At 64.9% G+C, this 19,126-nt stretch carries 15 protein-coding genes; 9 read left to right on the forward strand and 6 right to left on the reverse strand.

The genetic code is table 11. From position 1 onward, the window contains the following. Positions 1-30: 30 nt before the first annotated feature. Complete coding sequence (locus tag HAHE_RS07395) at positions 31-504, forward strand: TspO/MBR family protein (RefSeq protein WP_338689829.1); 474 nt, start codon at positions 31-33, stop codon at positions 502-504. A gap of 388 nt (positions 505-892) precedes the next feature. Here HAHE_RS07395 and HAHE_RS07400 read toward each other — a convergent pair whose 3' ends face one another. Further along, the gene (locus tag HAHE_RS07400) at positions 893-1,498 is read right to left on the reverse strand and encodes a hypothetical protein (RefSeq protein WP_338689830.1); all 606 of its coding nucleotides are present in this window, start codon (positions 1,496-1,498) and stop codon (positions 893-895) included. Between the two features lie 170 nt (positions 1,499-1,668). Here HAHE_RS07400 and lpxA point away from each other — a divergent pair, with 170 nt between their 5' ends. The 6 genes from lpxA (at position 1,669) to HAHE_RS07430 (ending at position 12,172) form a co-directional block, all read left to right on the forward strand. Continuing rightward, positions 1,669-2,442 (forward strand): acyl-ACP--UDP-N-acetylglucosamine O-acyltransferase, encoded by a 774-nt coding sequence (lpxA, locus tag HAHE_RS07405; protein ID WP_338689831.1) that lies wholly within the window; start codon positions 1,669-1,671, stop codon positions 2,440-2,442. A gap of 93 nt (positions 2,443-2,535) precedes the next feature. Then, positions 2,536-5,127, forward strand: a complete 2,592-nt coding sequence (locus HAHE_RS07410; RefSeq protein ID WP_338689832.1) for a serine/threonine-protein kinase — start codon at positions 2,536-2,538, stop codon at positions 5,125-5,127. A 129-nt stretch (positions 5,128-5,256) separates the two neighbouring features. Continuing rightward, the gene (serS, locus tag HAHE_RS07415) at positions 5,257-6,540 is read left to right on the forward strand and encodes a serine--tRNA ligase (RefSeq protein WP_338689833.1); all 1,284 of its coding nucleotides are present in this window, start codon (positions 5,257-5,259) and stop codon (positions 6,538-6,540) included. 173 nt (positions 6,541-6,713) lie between these two features. Further along, a complete protein-coding gene (locus HAHE_RS07420; protein WP_338689835.1) occupies positions 6,714-8,156 on the forward strand; it encodes a DUF1501 domain-containing protein in 1,443 nt (480 codons plus the stop codon). Positions 8,157-8,168: 12 nt separating this feature from the next. Further along, positions 8,169-8,693 (forward strand): sigma-70 family RNA polymerase sigma factor, encoded by a 525-nt coding sequence (locus HAHE_RS07425; RefSeq protein WP_338689836.1) that lies wholly within the window; start codon positions 8,169-8,171, stop codon positions 8,691-8,693. An 11-nt stretch (positions 8,694-8,704) separates the two neighbouring features. Next, positions 8,705-12,172: a PSD1 and planctomycete cytochrome C domain-containing protein gene (locus tag HAHE_RS07430; RefSeq protein WP_338689837.1), complete on the forward strand. Its 3,468-nt coding sequence runs from the start codon at positions 8,705-8,707 to the stop codon at positions 12,170-12,172. 103 nt (positions 12,173-12,275) lie between these two features. Here the strand turns inward: HAHE_RS07430 and rph are convergent, their stop codons facing one another. From rph to HAHE_RS07455, 5 genes are all read right to left on the reverse strand, one after another. Continuing rightward, complete coding sequence (gene rph / locus HAHE_RS07435) at positions 12,276-13,061, reverse strand: ribonuclease PH (protein WP_338689839.1); 786 nt, start codon at positions 13,059-13,061, stop codon at positions 12,276-12,278. Positions 13,062-13,268: 207 nt separating this feature from the next. Continuing rightward, complete coding sequence (locus tag HAHE_RS07440; protein ID WP_338689841.1) at positions 13,269-13,739, reverse strand: hypothetical protein; 471 nt, start codon at positions 13,737-13,739, stop codon at positions 13,269-13,271. A 27-nt stretch (positions 13,740-13,766) separates the two neighbouring features. Next, positions 13,767-14,606 (reverse strand): phytoene/squalene synthase family protein, encoded by an 840-nt coding sequence (locus HAHE_RS07445; protein ID WP_338689842.1) that lies wholly within the window; start codon positions 14,604-14,606, stop codon positions 13,767-13,769. An 85-nt stretch (positions 14,607-14,691) separates the two neighbouring features. Beyond that, the gene (lepB, locus tag HAHE_RS07450) at positions 14,692-15,921 is read right to left on the reverse strand and encodes a signal peptidase I (protein ID WP_338689843.1); all 1,230 of its coding nucleotides are present in this window, start codon (positions 15,919-15,921) and stop codon (positions 14,692-14,694) included. Between the two features lie 234 nt (positions 15,922-16,155). Next, on the reverse strand, positions 16,156-16,962 hold the full coding sequence (locus HAHE_RS07455; RefSeq protein ID WP_338689844.1) for a hypothetical protein: 807 nt from the start codon (positions 16,960-16,962) through the stop codon (positions 16,156-16,158). Between the two features lie 78 nt (positions 16,963-17,040). On the opposite strand from HAHE_RS07455, the gene miaB reads away from it, so the two are divergent. Both miaB and HAHE_RS07465 read left to right on the forward strand, forming a co-directional pair. Continuing rightward, complete coding sequence (gene miaB / locus HAHE_RS07460) at positions 17,041-18,411, forward strand: tRNA (N6-isopentenyl adenosine(37)-C2)-methylthiotransferase MiaB (protein WP_338689845.1); 1,371 nt, start codon at positions 17,041-17,043, stop codon at positions 18,409-18,411. Between the two features lie 68 nt (positions 18,412-18,479). Continuing rightward, positions 18,480-19,094 carry an REP-associated tyrosine transposase gene (locus HAHE_RS07465; RefSeq protein ID WP_338689846.1) on the forward strand — a complete coding sequence of 205 codons (615 nt, stop codon included), beginning with the start codon at positions 18,480-18,482 and terminating at the stop codon, positions 19,092-19,094. Positions 19,095-19,126: the final 32 nt, after the last annotated feature.

The following is a 19,126-nucleotide window of genomic DNA, read 5'->3' on the forward strand; positions in this document are numbered from 1 at the left end:
CTGCCGGGCGGCCGAGAGACTGGGGTCGTCATGCCCCTCTGGCTCAAAATTCTCATCAGCGTCATCGTCGCCGAAGTCCTTGGCGGACTCGGTGGCATCATCACGGCGTCTTCGATCGGCGACTGGTATGCCGCGCTGAACCGGCCGCCGGGCAATCCGCCGAACTGGGTCTTCGGACCCGTCTGGACCCTGCTTTACGCCCTGATCGGGATCAGCTTCGCGCTGGTCTGGCACCGGGCGCCGCGGGGCAAGGCCAAGTCGGCGGCACTGATCGCCTTCGCCGTGCAGTTCGTCCTGAATCTCGCGTGGACTCCGGTCTTCTTCGGCGCCCACCAGATTGGCGCGGCCTTGGTGGTGATTGTCGGGCTGCTGGTCGCGATCGCGATCACCATCGTGCGTTTCCGACAGCTGGTGCCGGTATCCGCTGCGCTGCTGGTGCCCTACATCCTGTGGGTCGGCTACGCGACCTACCTGAATGCCGGTTACCTCGTGCTGAACCGGTGAGGTAGTCGGGGTTCCGACCACGAGCGGGGAAAGTCGACGGCGATATTTTTTGGCCCCGAAGGGCCGTCGGTAGTCTGAGGAACCTAATGGGCGTGGGCACTCTTCAGCCGCGGAGGTGCGCAGGTATTCTTCAGCGCCGAAGGTGCGCCGGCACTTAGCCACGGGGTTCACCCCGTGGACAAAATGCCGCGGAACGATTGAGCCCCGCGAGGGGCGTAGGCGGACTTGGAGATGCCCTCCCGCTCCGCCTGCGCACCTTCGGCGCTTGGATCCACCCCCTCGCCACGACCACGGGGTAAACCCCGTGGCTAAATGCCGGCGCCCCTCCGGGGCTGGGAATTCCCTGCACCCCGGTCAGCCAGGTTCGCCCCCGCCTTTCTGGATCAAATCACGCCATCTGCGGCTGCGCCCGGAGCGATTCCTTCATCCGTCGCAGTTCCTCCGCGGCGGCGCATGGTGCGCCGACCCCGTAGGGATGCTCCGTCATCCAATCGAGGAACCTGCTGGCCACCTCGGTCGGAAGCTGCTCGATGCCGCAGAAGTCCCGATCAACTTTGCCATGCAGCTCGGGTTCGTCGCATTCCTCGCAGTTGCAGAGCATGATCCGGCACACGTTCGGCAGCTCGTGGGTCGCATCGAGGGCCGCTTGGCCCCCGAGAACCAGCCCGCCCATCGAGGCGAGCCCGCGCAGCACGCGTTCGGCATCGTTCCAGTGGGCATGGCGGTCGCCGCCGATGCCCGCCCGTTCGGTAATCACGGCCCGCAGGTCGGGCTGGCCGGAAAGGAAGCGGATGTCCTCGAAGTCCAGCCACGAGAAGTGGAATCCGTGCATTTCCCGGACGCGATTGAGCAGTTCGCAGACGTTGCGCTCGACCTCGGGGAGGTCGCAGTTGCAGACCGCCCCGAGCACCAGCGAGCAAGGCGGCGACGGCGTTTTGATCCAATTCTGGAGACGCCCGACCGATGACTCGGCCACTGTAGATTTTCTTTTCATGGGTTACCGATCATTCCATCGCCTGCCGGAAAATGCCACCTGAAATGCGGTCCATTTCGTGCCCGATTCCGCGCATCTTTTGCCCGTGAAGAACCCACTGCTCGCCGTCGGCTGACACAGCCCGCCGTTCGGGCTTGGACCCGGCCCCCTCCGCAGTCCATTCTCGCCCGGTGATCCACCCCACCGCCCTCGTTTCCCCCAAGGCAAAGCTCGGCGAAAACGTCACCATCGGCCCCTACTGCGTCATCGGCGACGACGTCGAACTGGGCGATGGCTGCACCCTGCACTCCCACGTGGTCATCGAGGGCACCTCGACCATTGGCCGCGACAACGAGTTCTTCCCCTTCGCCGCGATCGGCGGAAGAACCCAGGATCTCAAATACGCCGGCGAGCCGACCGCCCTGATCATCGGCGACCGCAACGTCTTCCGCGAGAACACCACAATCCACCGGGGGACCTTCGACCACACGCCGACCCGGATCGGGAACGACAACCTGTTCCTCTGCTACTCCCACGTCGCCCACGAGTGCCAGCTCGGCGACCACATCATTCTCTCGAACAACGGCACGCTGGCCGGCCACGTGACGGTCGAGGACCACGCCATCGTCTCCGGACTTGCCGCCGTGCATCAGTTCTGCCGGATCGGCTGCCACGCGATGATCGGCGGCTGCTCGCGGATCGTGCAGGACATCGCCCCCTACACCGTGGTCGAGGGCAATCCGGCGACCACCCGCGCCTTGAACCAGGTCGGGCTCCAGCGCCGCGGCTTCACTCCCGAGGACCTCGGCGCCCTGAAGAAGGCCTACAAGAAGCTCTTCCTGAAGAAGGACGGCAACCTCGCGATCGCCCTGTCGTCACTGAAAGCCGACACCCCGGCCAACAATCCGCACGTCAAGCACCTCATCGCCTTCATCGAGGGCTCGCAGCGGGGATTGACGCGATAGAGGCCGTTGCCCACCCGGCACGGATCCTGCGTGAATGCCCAGTTTCTTCGTTGCACCAAGGGCGGCGCGGCTTCACTTGTGTCCATAGTTCAAATGCAGGAACGCTACGAAATCCGCGGCAAACTCGGACAGGGAGGGCTTGGCGCCGTCTATCGCGCCTACGACCGGAGCCTGAAGCGCGAGGTCGCGATCAAGCGGATCCTCACCGAGGAAGACGGCCAGGCCGAGGAGGCGACCCGCCAGATGGAGCAGGAGACCGGCGCGCTCGCCGCCCTCCAGCATCCGCACATCGTGACGATTTACGACGTCGGCACCGATGACGACGGCCCGTTCGTCGTGATGGAGCTGTTGAAGGGCAACACGGTCGACGAACTGGTCGAGAAGGCACCGCTGACCTGGAAGGACTTCAAGGAACTGGGCCAGCAGATCATGGAGGGCCTGATCGCCGCGCAGGACCTCGGACTGGTCCACCGCGACCTCAAGCCGTCGAACATCATGGTCAACTGGCTGCCGTCCGGGAAATTCCAGGCCAAGATCGTGGATTTCGGTCTGGCGAAATTCTCGCCCAAGCCGAGCAACCAGACGCTCGACCAAAACGACGCTGTTTACGGGTCGATTTTCTTCATGGCGCCGGAGCAGTTCGAGCGGGCGGCGCTCGACACCCGGACCGACATGTACGCCATCGGCTGCGTGTATTACTTCGCCCTGTCGGGCGTCACACCCTTCCAAGGTGACACCGGACCGCAGGTAATGGCCGCTCATTTGGAGCATCGGGTCGTTCCACTTGCAGAACTCCGGCCGGATATCCCAAGCTGGGTCGCCGACTGGGTGATGTGGCACATCAACCGCACTCCCGCCGAACGGCCAGAAAACGCGCGCGAGGCGCTCAGCAACTTCATCGAACTCAACGACATCCCCGGCACTGAGACCATGACCACCGGCAATTCCACGCCTTCCACGCCCGAGCCCGAGCAACCGAAGCGGCCGCGCCTGATCATCCCCGGCGCCGCTCCGGAAGCCGAAGCTCCCGCGCCCGAGCCGACCCCGGCGCCCGCTCCGGCAACGCCCCCGGCGCAGCCGATCCAGCCGGTGGCTCCGGTGCAGGAAACTCCTCCACCGCCGCCGGCACCCGAGCCCACACCAGAGCCGGCCCCGCCCGCTCCCGTCGCCCAGACCGGTCCCGTGCCGGCGCCACCGGTGACCCAGACCGCACCCCAGCCGCTTCAGCCTCCCGCCGGCGCCCCTCCCAGCGTTCACACAACTGCCCAGCAGCCGACCGCCTCGGTGGCGGAAACCGCACCCAACGCTCCGCCTCCGGCGCAGCCGGTCGTGCCGGTGGTGCAGGCCGCCACCCCGACCGCGCCCGCCCCTCAGGCGGCTCCCGCGCCGCAAGCGGCCAAGGTTGTTCCAACCGTCCAGCTTTCCGGTAGTCCGGTGCAGCCGACCGGCCAAGCTCCGGTGCCGCAAGCGGCACCCGCACCCCAACCCGCCGGCGGCGGCGCGCCCGGCCGTCCGGGGATGCCCGGCCAGAGCGGTGGAGCGACGATGCTCCCGACCGCCAAGAAAGGCATGGGAGCCGGCGCCAAGATCGCCATCGCCAGCATCCTCGCGGTGCTGGTCATCATCGTCGGCGTCATGGTCGCCAGCACCATGGGCAGCAACAAGGTGAACGAGCGCTACAACGACCTCGTCCGGATCGCCGCCGACCCCGCCACCAAGGAGTTGCCCGTGAGCGGCGAAGATCTCGGCATCCTGCTGAACTCGATCACGCTCGGGAACAACAAGAGCCGCCAGACGGTTTACAAGGCGCTGTCGATCGCCACCGCCACCGACGGCACCGACGTCGATACCGAGATCGCCAAGTTCGCCACCACCGGCAACCTCAACGACGAAATCCGCGTCACCCTGCTCGACAAGGTTCTGGCGATCCGCTCGAACCCGGTCGTGGTCCCCTACCTGATCGAGTTCGCCCGCAAGACGGAGAACGACAGCGCCGCCGCCGCCGCATTGCGGGCCGTCCGCGCGATGGGCGGGGAAAGTGAGCTCGACGACTTCCTCGACGTCATCCAGTTCACGTCTTCGAACACCATCCGTCGCGCCGCCGAAGAGGCCGCCGCCGAGGTGCTCAAGAGGGCGGAGGATCCCGGCACCGCCGCGCAGACGATCGCCACCGCTGCCGAGACCGCAGTCGATGACGACAACCGCCGCGCGATGATCCGACTGCTCGGCCCCGCCGGCGGCGAGAAGGCCGAGGAGGTTGTGTCCGGTGCTCTCGAGGGCGACGACGACTACGACAAACTCGCCGCGCTCGAAGCGCTCAAGTACTGGCGCGACGACTCGATGTTCGAAACGCTCATCGAGTTCCTCGAGGAGCAGACCGACGAGAAGCTTCGCCCGAAGGCCTTCGATGCGGCCTACGTTTTCCTCACCGACAAGGACCGCGCCAAGAAGCGCGACGACCTCGACAGTGAGGACTTCTGGAAAATGCTCGCCCGCAACGCCAAGACCGAGCGCGAGCAATACACCATCGTCAGCGGCCTCGCGAAACAGGAGACCTCGGACTGGGCGATGTCGGTCATCGAGTACTTCGTCGACGAGTCGGAAAGCGACAACGTCATCGACCGCGCCGAGAAGGCCCTCGACTACATGAAGGAGCGCCAGAAGGTCAAAGGCACCGACGACTGATCCCATCATCCTCACCGAAACCCCGGCCGCCCCTCGGGCGCCGGGGTTTTTTGTTTCGGACCGGGCCTCCGAAAACTTCGGCGTTCAAAGTTGGACGTTCGAGGTTCGATGTTCTACAGCCCTCCCGCCATGCTGGACATCCGAGAGATCCGTGAGGACGCCGATGCCGTTCGCGAGCGCCTGAAGGCCCGCGGCGGCGACCATTGGACGTTGATCGACGAGGTCCTGGCCTGCGACGAAGCCCGCCGCAAGGCCGAGACCGAAAAGCAGCAGCTCCTGTCCCAGCGGAAGCAGATTTCCAAGCAGATCGGCATGCTCAAGTCGAAGGGCGAGGACAGCTCGGCCGTCGAGGCCGAGGTGCGCGGCCTCAAGGAGAAGATCGAGCAGCTCGACGCCGATTCGGAAGCGGCCGGCAGCCGCCAGACGGAGCTCCTTCTCAACATTCCCAACACGCCCCACGAGGCCTGCCCGGTCGGTGCCGACGAGACCGCGAATCCAGTCGTCCGCGAGTGGGGCGACAAGCCGGACATCGCCGAGCCGAAGGACCATCTGGATCTTGCCGAGGCGCTCGGCCTGATTTCGATCGACGACGCTACCCGCATCGCCGGTTCGGGCTTCGCGGTGTATCGCGGCAGCGGCGCCCGCCTCGAGCGCGCCCTGATCAGCTTCCTCCTCGACCTGCAGTCGGGCGAGCACGGCTATGAGGAGGTCAATGTCCCGCACGTCGTGCTGCGCGAGTGCATGGAAGGCACCGGCCAACTGCCGAAATTCGAGGACGACATGTATGGCACCGACGCCGACGAGGACGGACGCAACCAGATGTTCCTCGCGCCGACCGCCGAAGTGCCGGTGACGAATCTCTATCGCGACACCCTGCTCGCGGAGGCCGACCTGCCGAAGAAGTTGTGCGCGCACACGCCCTGCTTCCGCCGCGAGGCCGGCAGCGCGGGTCGCGACAACCGCGGCATCATCCGCATGCACCAGTTCGACAAGGTCGAGCTCGTGCAGGTCGTGCATCCGGATACGTCGTTCGCCGTACTTGAGGAATTGCTCGGCCACGCGCAGGCGGCCCTCGAAAAGCTCGGCCTCCATTACCGGACGATCGAGCTGTGCACCGGCGACCTCGGATTCGGCTCCGCCAAGACCTACGACATCGAGGTCTGGGCGCCGGGCCAAGGGAAGTATCTCGAAGTCTCGAGCTGCTCGTGCTTCACCGACTACCAGGCGCGCCGCATGCGCCTGCGTTTCAAGGACGCCGAGGGCAAGAACCGCTTCTGCCACACGCTCAACGGCTCCGGCACCGCCCTGCCCCGTCTCTACGTGGCGATCCTCGAGCAGTGCCAGCAGCCGGACGGCTCGATCAAGCTGCCCGCGGCCCTCGTGCCCTACTTCGGCGCCGAGGAGATCCGGTAGGGCATCCGTGCCTAGGGTTCCCGGGATGGTGCGCGGACTTCAGTCCGCCCTGACATCGGGGCAAATGCGGACTGAAGTCCGCGCACCACGCCCGCTCCTCACATTTTCTCAGTTTCCCGCGTTAAATCCGGCGAATTGTGGCTGTCTATTGATCAACAGCCCGATTCCGGCCCATGCCCGATCCCTTCAGCGAATCCCAGCTCCTGCTCAACCGACGCCATTTCTTCGGCAAAACCGCCAAGGGCGTCGGCGTCGCCGCCCTCGCCTCCCTGCTCGATCGTGACCTGTTCGCGGCCGGACCGGCACGCCAGCTCCCCGACTACGCCCCGAAGGCGAAGCGGATGATCTACCTGTTCCAGAGCGGCGCGCCATCGCAGCAGGACCTCTTCGACCCGAAGCCGAAGCTCAACGAGCACTTCGGCGAAGAGCTCTCGAAGCACGTCGAGGTCACCCAGCGGAAGACCGGGATGACGATGAACCAGAAGTCATTCCCGCTCGCCGGCTCGAAATACCAGTTCACCAAACACGGCCAGAGCGGCGCCGAGATCTCGGAACTGCTGCCGCACATTTCGGGCATCGCCGACGACATCTGCCTGATCCGCTCGATGTACACCGAGGCGATCAATCACGACCCGGCGATCACTTTCTTCCAGACCGGTTCACAGATTCCCGGCCGCCCGAGCATCGGCTCGTGGCTTTCGTACGGACTCGGATCGGTGAATCGCGACCTGCCCGACTTCGTGGCGATGGTCTCCCGCGGCACCGGCCGGCCGAATTGCCAGCCGCTCTACGACCGCCTCTGGGGTTCCGGTTTCCTCCCGACCCAGCACGCCGGCGTGAAGTTCATGAGCATCGGCGATCCGGTCCTCTACCTCTCGAACCCGACAGGTTTCCCGGCGAAGTCACGGCGACGGATGCTCGATGACCTCGCCGAGCTCAACGAGAAGAAGCTCAACGAATTCGCCGATCCGGAAATCGCGACCCGCATCAAGCAGTACGAGCTCGCCTACCGGATGCAGACTTCGGTGCCGGAGCTGACCGACATCTCGGACGAGCCGGAGAGCATCCTCCAGATGTACGGGCCCAATGTGAAGAAGCGCGGCAGCTACGCTTACAACTGCCTGATGGCTCGCCGCCTCGCCGAGCGCGACGTGCGGTTCGTCCAGCTCTTCCACATGGGCTGGGACCAGCACTTCACCCTGCCGAAGCAGCTCCCCGGCCAGTGCCAGGACACCGACCAGCCGTCCGCCGCACTCATCAAGGACCTCAAGATGCGCGGATTGCTCGATGACACGCTGGTCGTGTGGGGCGGCGAGTTCGGACGGACCTCGTACTGCCAGGGCAAGCTGGCGCGCGACAACTACGGCCGCGACCACCATCCGCGCTGCTTCTCGATCTGGGCGGCCGGCGGCGGCATCAAGCCGGGCATGACCTACGGCGCGACCGATGATTTCTCGTACAACATCACCGAGAAGCCGGTCCACGTGCACGACCTGCACGCGACGATCCTCCACCAGCTCGGGGTCGACCACGAGAAGCTCACCTACAAGTTCCAAGGCAGGCAGTTCCGCCTTACTGACGTCCACGGCCACCTCGTGAAGGACATCCTCGCCTGACCCCAGCCACCGATGCCCGTGCCCGGAAAAGATCCGTCCGCCAAGGACTTCGAAACGCGAGTCGAGGCCGTGCAAGGCCGGCTCCGAGCGTACCTGACCGCATCGTTGGGCGATGCCCACGATGCCGCCGACGTGCTGCAGGAAGCCAACCTCGTCCTGTGGCGCAAGCGCGCCGACTTCGAGCCGGGCACCTCGTTCTGGGCGTGGGCGCAAAAGGTCGCCTACTTCCAGATCATGGCCTTCCGCAAACGCCGCAAGCGCGACCGGTTGGTGCTCGACGACGATGTGCTCAACCTGCTCGCGACCGAAGCGACACCGCTACTTGAAGACGAATCCGACGCCAGCCGTCTGCCGGCCTGCATGAAGGCCCTGCCCGACCGCCAGCGCGAGGTGATCGAGGCCCACTATTTCGAAAAGCAATCGCTGAAGGCCCTCGCGTTACGCCTTTCCAGCACCCCGGCCGCGATCGGCCAGCTCCTCTACCGCGCCCGCCTGAACCTCCAGCGCTGCCTGCGCGGCGTCCGCACCACTCCCTGACCGACTTTCCCATGGACCCGAAACATCAGCACCTGATCTCGGCCTACCTCGACGGCAGCCTGACGCCGGAGGAGGCAAGGATGCTCAACGATCTGCTCCGCAACGACCCCGAAGCGCGCGCCGAGCTGCTCCGCCAGTCGGAAGCCCACGAGACCCTGAAGCAAAGCACCGAGGCTCCCGCTGCCGCGTCTTCGGAAACCGTGGTTCCATTTCCCGGTGAAGCTCCCGAGCGCCCACGCTTCCGACATTGGCCGGCCGTTGCCGCCGCGGCGGTGGTCATCGCGGCCCTCGGGGTCGGCATCGGCGTGACGCTCAATCCCGTCGAACCGGTGGCATCGAAGGATGCGCCGGTAGACGAGAAGCCCCGCACGCCCGAGGAAGCCTACAGCGAGACCCTCGCCAAACTCCCTGAAGCCGGCAGCCTGAAACGTCCGGCCGCGAATTCGGACCACGTGCCGGTCGTCCTTCCGGGGGAAAAGCTGAGCTATAACCAGCACATCCGCCCGATCCTCTCGGAGAACTGCTTCCACTGCCACGGACCCGACTCCGCCAAGCGCGAGGCCGACCTCGCGCTGCACGACCCGGAGCTCGCCTACGCTCCGCTCGACGGCGACCTCGTGCCGATCGTGCCAGGCGACGCGTCGCGCAGCGAAGTCGTGCGACGGATCTTCGATCACGATGACCCGATGCCACCGGTCGATTCGAACCGCTCGCTGACCGAAGCGCAGAAGAAGCTGGTCCAGCGGTGGATCGAGGAAGGCGCGGTGTATGAGGAGCATTGGGCGTTCATCCCGCCGGCGAAGGCCGAACTGCCGCAGCTTGAAGCCGAAGCCCCGGTGCGGAATCCGATCGACCGCTTCGTGCAGCGCAAGCTCGCCGAGAAAGAACTGCAGCCTTCGCCGGAGGCGCCGAAAGAGGTGGCCGCACGTCGCGCCACGCTCGCGCTCACCGGCCTGCAACCGACTCCGGAACAAATGGAGGAGTTTCTCGCCGACACCCGGCCCGATGCCTACGAGCACTACGTCGACGGCTTGCTTTCAAGCGACGCCTACGCCGAGCGCATGGCGTTGTTCTGGATGGATGCCGCACGCTACGCCGACACCGATGGCTACCAGAACGACGGTGAGCGCACCAACTGGCCGTGGCGTGACTGGGTGATCGCCGCGTATCGCGACAACATGCCCTTCGACCAGTTCACCATCGAGCAGCTCGCGGGTGACATGCTGCCGGACGCGACGGACTCGCAGCGCCTTGCCACCGCCTTCAACCGCAACCACCGGCAGAACGGCGAAGGCGGCGCGCTCGCCGAGGAATTCTTCGTCGAGAACGTGATCGACCGTGTCGAAACGACCTCGACCCTGTGGCTCGGTCTAACCACCGGCTGCGCACGCTGCCACGATCACAAATACGATCCGATTTCGCAGCGTGAGTTCTACGAGATGTTCGCCTACTTCAACAGCATCGGCGAACGGGGCATCGGCGCCGGCAAACAGGCGCAACCGATGCTCACCACCGCGTCCCCCCTCCGCAAGGAGCCCGAGGATCTCAACGAGAAGGTCGCCGAAGCGAAAGGCCGACTCGCCGCTCTCGAAGACCAAACTCCGGGGCGCATCGAGCGCTGGATCACCGCCAGCCGGGAGAGCTTCGCGCGTGCCCGCAACGAGTGGGTACCGGTCGAGGAAATCGCATCGGCGGAAGTCACCGGTGACGAAGGCAAGCTGATCGTCGACTCGGACGGTTCGCTGCTTTTCGAAGGGCAGAACGTCGGTGACATCGACTACACGATCCGCATCCCGATCGGCGACCGCGCGATCACCGGCGTGCGCATCGACATGCTCACCGACCCGACCTTCGGCGCGCCGCGCAAACTCGCCCGGAGCGTGAATGGCAACTTCGTGCTGACCGACCTGAGGGTCTCCGCCGGTGCGGAAAAGCCGAGCCCGGTCGCCATCTCCAGCGTCTCCGCCACCTTCCAGCAGGACCGCTATCCGGTCGACGCCGTCATCGACGGCAACCCAAAATCCGGCTGGGCCGTGTTCGGTCCGGACGTGAAGGCCGAGGCCGTCAGCCTGTTCGCGATCTTCCAACAGCCGGCGACATCCGGCGACGGCGCCCTGGTCCTAACGATGCGTCACCTGTCCGGTTTCGCGGACCACAATCCGGGACGTTTCCGGATCTATCTAACCGAACGCCCGCTCGCCGACCGCGGCGGGATCGGCGCGGTGCCAGCCGACGTCCTCGCAGCCGTGCTCAAGGACGAGCCCGTCCGGACCGCCGGCGAGCGCCAGACGATCCGCAATTTCTTCGAAACCATCGACCCCGACCTGGTCGCCGCCCGCGAGCAACTCACCGCGCTTGAGAAGAAGGCGGAGAATGCAGGCGGTGGAAAGGTCGCGGTGATGGTGATGAACGAGCAGAAGCAGCCGACTCCCGCCTACCTGCTCGACCGCGGCCAGTATGACGCGCCCGACAAATCCGAGGTGCTCCCGCGCGGTCTGCCAAAGGCGATCCACCCGGGCAACGACATGCCGGGCGACCGACTCGAACTCGCACGCTGGCTGGTCAGCCGCGAGAACCCGCTGACCGCGCGCGTCGTGGTCAACCGCATGTGGCAGCGACTGTTCGGGGTCGGACTGGTCAAGACCTCCGAGGATTTCGGATCCCAAGCGGAACTGCCGAGCCATCCGGAGCTGCTCGACTGGCTGGCGGTCGAGTTCATCGACTCGGGTTGGGACACCAAGGCGTTGTATCGCCTGATCGCCACCAGCCACACCTTCCGGCAGTCATCGAAGTCGAACTCGGTGCTCAACGAGCTCGACCCGGAAAACCGTCTGCTCGCCCGCGGGCCACGCTACCGGATGGACGGCTTCGCGATCCGCGATCTGGCGCTCCACTCGGCCGGCTTGCTCAATACCGAACTCGGCGGGCCGCCGGTGAAGCCCTACCAGCCGGCCGGCCTGTGGCAGTCGGTCGCCAACAGCCCGAACGTCCGCTACCAGCCGGCGAAGGGTGCCGACCTCTATCGCAAGAGTCTCTACACCTACTGGAAGCGCGCGGTGAACCCACCGCGACAGATCATCTTCGATGCCTCCGGACGCGAGATCTGCAACGTGCGCAACAAGATCACCAACACCCCGCTTCAGGCACTGGCGTTGATGAATGACGAGACCTTCCTCGAAGCCGCCCGCCACGTCGCGGCACGGATGATCCGGGAAGGTGGCGCGACACCGGAAGAGAGGCTGAAGCTCGGCTACCGGTTGGTAACGGGCTACGAGCCGGACGACGAAGAGCTCGCCGTCTTCGAACGCAATCGCGCGCACTTCGCGGATCACTTCGCCGACAATCCTGCCGAGGCCGCGGACTTCATCAGCATCGGCGAGTCGCCCCGCGACGCGACCCTCGACCCCGTCGAACACGCCGCCTACACGGCCGCCGCCCACCTGATGCTCAACCTCGACGAAACGATCACCCTCGAGTGACAAGGTAGGGACAAGCGCCCCCGGGTCCCCCGATAAAGTCGGGGCTTGTCCGTGGCATCGTTGGTGTTGCGGTGCCGCGCCTCCGTTCGGCGGTCGACCCTACCTACTTCGAAAACGAATCCGCCAGATCCGCGAGCATCGGCCCGTCCGGGCGGTCGGCCTCGAGGATCGCGGCCTTCTGCAGGGTGAACAGCTCGCTGCTTCCCTTCGAAGCAAGCTCGAGCATCGACGTCATCTGGTCGCCGGTGAACACGGCCTCCTCACCGCTGCCCTGCACCTCGACGTATTCGCCGCGCTCGGTCATCACCACGTTGAAGTCGACCGAGGCCGCCTTGTCTTCCGGGTAGTTCAGGTCGAGGACCGGCTCGCCTTCATACACGCCGGTCGAAATTGCCGAGACGAGTTGCTTGAGCGGGAAGTCCTTCAGCTTGCCCTCGCCCATCAGGCGGTTGAGCGCGATCGCCAGCGCCACGCAGCCGCCGGTGATCGAAGCCGTGCGGGTGCCGCCGTCGGCCTGCAACACGTCGCAATCCACCCAAATCGTCCGCGACCCGAGCTTCTGCAGGTCGACGACCGCGCGCAGCGAGCGGCCGATCAGTCGCTGGATCTCGGACGAACGCCCGTCGAGTTTTCCACGCGAAATGTCCCGCGGTTTCCGGTCATGGGTCGAGTACGGCAGCATCGAATACTCGGCCGTCACCCAGCCACCCGACACCTTCTGATACTTCATCCAGCGCGGCACGTCCTCCTCGACCGTCGCGGCGCAGATCACCTTTGTGTTGCCGAAGGAAACGAGGACCGACCCGTCGGCATGCGGGGCCACACCGGGGGCGAAAGAAACGGGACGGAGCTGGTCGGCCTGACGGCCATCGGGACGCGAAACGGGCATGCGCGCAGTGAACGGGCCGAAGTTCCATGATCCAAGTTCCAAGTTCCGGCTCTTGGCCCGTCCTCCACAACGCAGCCCTCCACAGCCCCGTCAGGGGCGACATACCTATAGCCCGGAGGCAACTCCGGGTTCCAACATCCCACCGGCGCAGCCGCACTTCTCAGATCAGGGCGCAGCCCTGATTTACCCCCGCCCTGATTCCCCCGTTCACGGCACGCGGAAAATCTCGCCGGTATTCGGGTCCTTCACCAGCTGCCCACTCCGGTATCCCTGAACGTTGATCCGGTTGTGAGGCGGATACGGACTCAGGACTTCATCGGGATTCGTCGTGCGCTGTGCGGTCGGATAATCGCTCTGCTGCGGCGCTGGCCGCGTCTGCTGCGTTGGCGGCCGTGTCTGCTGTCTCGGCGGCTGGGGCCGGCCCTGCTGCTCCGGCGGAATCCCGTACTGCTGGTAATTCCGACGCCGGACGCTGTCCTCATGGATTGCTGCCGCTCCGGTGCCGAGGCCCGCACCGACCGCCGCACCGGCGATCACGTCCTGATGATCGTCCCCGAAGGCCGCACCTGCCAAACCACCCGCAATACCGCCGATCAGGGCTCCTTGCTGCTGGTAGGCGGTGCACGACGCCAAGGCGATCGCGGTCACCGGAATGAGTCCGAAACGTAGCGCTTTCATGATGGATGAAACGTTCAGTCGGCCGGGTTATTCACCCGAGAGCCCGCGGCCGACCAAGTGTTTGGAGAAGATTGCCATCTTCCGGGCCTTCGACAAACGGTATCGGCGGTCGAATACGCGGAATCCGTCCTTCCGCATCTTGCCGAGCAACGTCTGATAGATCTCGCGCATCATTTCGGCCGCCACCATCCGCTGGCGGTCGGCCGCCGGCAGCGACTCGGCGGCTTCCTTGTAGAACTCCTCAGCGCGATCCGCCTGCCACGCCATCAGCGCCATGAAACGCCCGTCGTGAACCCGGCCCACCAAGTCGCGCTCGCTGTATTGGAAACGGTGAAGGTCCGCCAACGGCAGGTAGATCCGTGCGCCATTTGAGAGGTCCTCGCCGACGTCCCGGATGATGTTGGTGATCTGCAAGGCATGGCCGAGAGCCACGGCATACTTCTCGGTGCCCGGATCCTGCGCCCCGAAAATCCGCATCGCTACGAGCCCGACCGCACAGGCGACCTTCCACGTGTACTTCGACAGGTCCTCCCACGTCCCGAATCGCTGCGGGCGGAGGTCCATGCGGCAGCCGTCGACCACCGCCACCAGCAGGTCCGTCGGAATGTCGCAGCGCTCGCGCATCGCAAGCAGGTCCTTCTGCAACGGATCGGGATCCGCGAATCCGTCGCGCAATCCGTCTTCCCAGGCGGCCAGCGCGGCCTCGCGCTCCTCGAGCGGCTTCTCGAGGTCATCGGCAAGGTCATCGATGACCCGGCAGAACGCATAGAAAATCACCGCATCATCCCGCCGTTCCTTCGGCAGGATGTGCAACGCGAAGGCCAGATTCGATCGGGCCTGCTGCGTGATGGTGGCGGCGTCGGTCATTCGGTCGTGAAGAACGGGCCCCTGCTACCCCGGATGGCCCGCACGGAGAATGCGTGCATTTGCGCAGGCCATGGCCTGAACGCGTTTAACGGATGAAGCCCCAGTGGCCGGACCCGAAGGGCCATAGCGAGAACCAGCCCGGCCCCGCGAGGTTGAACTCGTGGACCGGCCCCCAGTAGCGGGAGTCCAACGAGTTCGCGGTGTTGTCGCCGAGCGCCGCATACTGGCGCATGCCGACCTGCTCGGAGTCCTTGAGTTTGAAAACATCACCTTCCTTCACAAGCGGCGCCTTGGAGTAGGCCACCGCCATTCCGCCCGGTCTCAGGTCTCCGAGAATGTATCCCGGCCGTGGCTCTCCGTTCGCGTACGCGGCGTATTCGCCCTCGTGTTTCATCACCCGGACGATTCCGGGTTCGTCGGCGATTTTTCCGTTCACCCACAATTCAGGGGCATCGATCTGGAGTTCGTCACCCGGGACACCGCAGAGCCTTTTGATGTAGTGGGATCCGCCCGATTGATCGGCCATCGGCCCACGCGACTCACCGCGGGTCGGGATGCCCCGTGTGTCGAAGACGAAGACTTCACCCCGCTTCGGTTTGCGGAAGTGATAGGAGATCTTGTCGACCAGAACGAGGTCCCCGGTGTCGATCCAGCCGTTGAAGATGGTCTCGCCCGCCTTGTACTGCCCAGGCGTGTCACTCCCCTTGAAAATGTTACCGGCCTCGTTCGACTCGGCCGGAACCTTGATCGTGGTGCCGTCGCTGAAGTCGAAAGCCGTCCTCGTGAACAGGAACCACGAAGCTGGACGACCCGCATGGCCGTTGCGTTGGGGCACCAGCTTCATGTCGTTCTCCGCGACATAGGTCTTGTAGGTGCGGCCACGCCACAACCACTCGAATGCCCGCTGACCGATCCACGGTTTCTCGAAACTGTCGGGCGCTCGCACGACCGTGATCCCGTTCAGCGTCGGCTGCATCGAACCGGTCGGGATCCGGAACGGCTGGAGCACATAGGCGCGCAGGCCGAGCGCGATCACCAGCGCGACGAACAGCACTTCGACATTCTCCTCCCACCACGTCTGCTTCGGCGCCCGCGGCAGTGCCTGCTCGCAGGTCGCCCGGAGCTGCTTGCCGGCCTCCTCGACCAGCTTCCGGTCGTTCGACTTCATCGCCTCCCGGAGATCGACCCGGCGCGACTCGATCTCATCGATCCGGTCGTCCGCGAGCAGATCCCGCTTGTAGTGGATGAACTTCTTCGCGCCCTTGAGAAGATGCTTCGCATCCTTTTTCCAGCGGGGCTTCAGGAAATCGAACATGTGCGGAGCATCGGGGCGCTCGCCCCGGCATGCAAGCACGGGGAGGGCTGGCGGAGCGGACCGCGTGGCGCCAGCCGCGCCCCGGAACCCCGGCAGGTAGGGACGACTGCCCCCAGTCGCCCGCGATCCACCCACACAGCCGTTGCGATCCTTCGCGCATCGGACAAGCCCCGACTTTATCGGGGGACCCGGGGGCGCTTGTCCCTACCTTTTTGAAAGGCCCGCTCCGCCCCCCTACCTCAGCTTCCGCCCGTCGACTTCCAGGCCGGTCATCGTCCACTCGTGCGCCATGACGAATACCGGCCGATGCACCCACTCGAGGAACCGACCCGGCCAGACACTGCCATCCGCCGCCTTCCAAAATTCCGAAAACGTCACATCGACGTCAGCCCCCCGCGTGCTCGCCAGTCCCTCGATCGTGAACTGGAAGCGCCGCATCAGCCCACTGTCGCGGCCGATCCACGCGATGAACCGGTCCTCTTCCGAAAACCCGAGCCCGGGACGCAACGTTCCCTGCACGCCGTCGCAGACTTCGCCGTCGATGGTGTCGGTGCCGATCACCGAAAGATCCTCACCCTTTTCCTTCAACCACGACGTCCCGAGCAGAAACGCGGTGTAGGCGTCGGCCACCAATGCCGAGGCATCCCGACGCGGCTCGTCGCCAATCCGTTCGCCATTGTAGGTCACCACGACATCCGAGCGACTGCGCTCCACGGTCTTTGCTCCGTCCGGCCCACGGTGCTGTTGAACGACCGTTCCCCGGCGGGTGTCGTAGGTCTCCACCGACGTCTTCCGGAACCGGTCGTCGACCAGCTCCGGCTGCAGGCGTTTCACAATCGAACCCCACTCGCCATCGAAGCAAACCGTGACCTTCCGATACCGGCTCCACGCGTCTCCGGTGGCCTTGGCCGAACGTTCCAGCAACGCCGCGGCCCGGTCCGGTCCGGCGACCGTATCGCCCTGCCCGGGCACGGTCAGGGTCGAGCAACTCGTGAGAAATGCCGCCGCCAGAAGTGTCAGGATCGCTTTCACGTCACGCATTCGACCGGATCACGGGATCCGTCAATCGGCACTTTTGCCATTGAACAACCGCGTGCGGGGGGTATCGCTTCCCGCCCGATGCCCAAGGTCCACATCCGCACCTACGGTTGCCAGATGAACGCCCGCGACTCCGAACAGGTGGCGCAGATGTTCCGCGAAGGCGGCTACACGGTGACCGGCGACGAGACGGAAGCCGACGCCATCCTGGTCAACACCTGCTCGGTGCGTGACCAAGCCGAGCAGAAGGCGCTGGGCAAGATGGGCCTGATGGGTGCGCACCGCCAGACCCGCCCGCACGTCGTCTACGGCTTCATGGGCTGCATGGCCCAGTCACGCGGGCCCGAGCTCTTCGAACGCGTGCCGCACCTCGACGTGGTCGTCGGCACGCAGAAGTACCACAAGGTTTTCGAATACGTCGACAGCATCCTTTCACGCCGGCTCGAGCGCCGGATGGACGATCCCGCGCTTTCGCTGCTCGGCGACAATGTCTGCGACATCGAGGAGGAGGAAGGATCGCAGAACACAATCCGCGACCACGTCCCGCAGGACTACCAGGCGACCGCCTTCGTCTCGATCATGCAGGGCTGCAACATGCGCTGCTCGTTCTGCATCGTCCCCGACACCCGCGGCAAGGAACGCGGCCGGCCGATCCCCGAGGTCGTCGAGGAGGTGAAGCGCCTCGTCGATCGCGGCGTGAAGGAAGTCACCCTGCTCGGCCAGATCGTGAACCTGTACGGCCGCACCGAGTTCGAGAAGGTCGACGGCAAGTCGCCCTTCGTGCAGCTGCTTGAGGCGGTGCATGAGATCGACGGAATCGAGCGGATCCGTTTCACCTCGCCGCACCCGATTGGCTACCGCGACGACCTTGTCGCCGCCTTCACCTACCTGCCCAAGCTCTGCTCGCACATCCACTTCCCGATGCAGAGCGGCAGCGACCGCATCCTCAAGCTGATGCGCCGCCCGTACAAGCACGCGAAGTTCGTCGAGATCTGCGAGAAGATGCGTGCCGCACGGCCCGACCTTGCGATCACCACCGACATCATCGTCGGCTTCCCCGGCGAGACCGAGGAGGACTTCCAGGCGACCGTCGACACCTGCAACCAGCTGCGTTTCGACAATGCCTTCGTGTTCCGCTACTCGAAGCGCAAGGACACGCCGGCCGCCGAGATGGACGAGCAACTTCCGGAGAGCGTGAAGGAGGAGCGGAACCAGCGTCTCCTCGACGCCGTGAACGTCATCGCCCGCGCCAAGAACGAGGCCTTGGTCGGCACCGTGCAGCGTGTGCTTTGCGAAGGGCCGTCGAAGAACAACAAGTCGCGCCTCAGCGGCCGCACGAGCCAGAACAAGATCCTCATCTTCGAAGGCGATCCGAACAAGCTCACCGGCGAACTGATCGACATCAAGGTCGACGAGTCCACCGGCTTCACGCTCTACGGCGAGGTGGTTTGATGGTGCGCTGACTTCAGTCCGCATTCTTCATCGTCCACCGGTGAGATGCGGACTAAAGTCCGCGCACCATGGAGCACAAGGGCATCTACAATCGGGGTTACCTGCCTCATAGGGATGTCCCCGGCTCACTTCAGGGAATCACCTTCCGGTTGGCGGATTCGGTTCCGAAACCACTCATCACGAAGTGGAAAACCGAACTCTCCGAGCTATTGGATTCGCCGGACCAGAGGATCGCCTCAGGAGCTGCCGAGAGACTTCGTAAACTGATCGCTCGGCACGAAGACTCCGGCTACGGGGCCTGTGTTCTTGCCAAAGCATCTGTCTCCAAAATCGTCCAAGACACGCTGATTGCAGGAGACGGGGAGCGTTACGACCTGCTTGAGTGGTGCATCATGCCGAATCATGTCCACGTGTTGATTCGGATTCAGAGCGAACATCCCCTCTCTGCGATCGTCCAACAGTGGAAGGGCGGTTCATCGATGAAAATCAATCGCACGCTCGGCCGGACGGGGACTCTGTGGGAAAAGGACTACTTCGACCGCGCCATTCGTGATGAAAAACACTTCTTCCAAGCCCGATCCTACATCCGCAACAACCCCGTGAAGGCCGGTCTTTGTTCCGAGCCGAAAGCATGGCCCTGCTCTAGCGCCGGAATCGACTGGCCAAGGGTGCGCGGACTTTAGTCCGCTGATTCGGTCTGACCAAGCGGACTAAA

Origin of the sequence: Haloferula helveola (genome assembly GCF_037076345.1) — a bacterium.
GTDB classification, from domain to species: Bacteria; Verrucomicrobiota; Verrucomicrobiia; order Verrucomicrobiales; family Akkermansiaceae; genus Haloferula; species Haloferula helveola.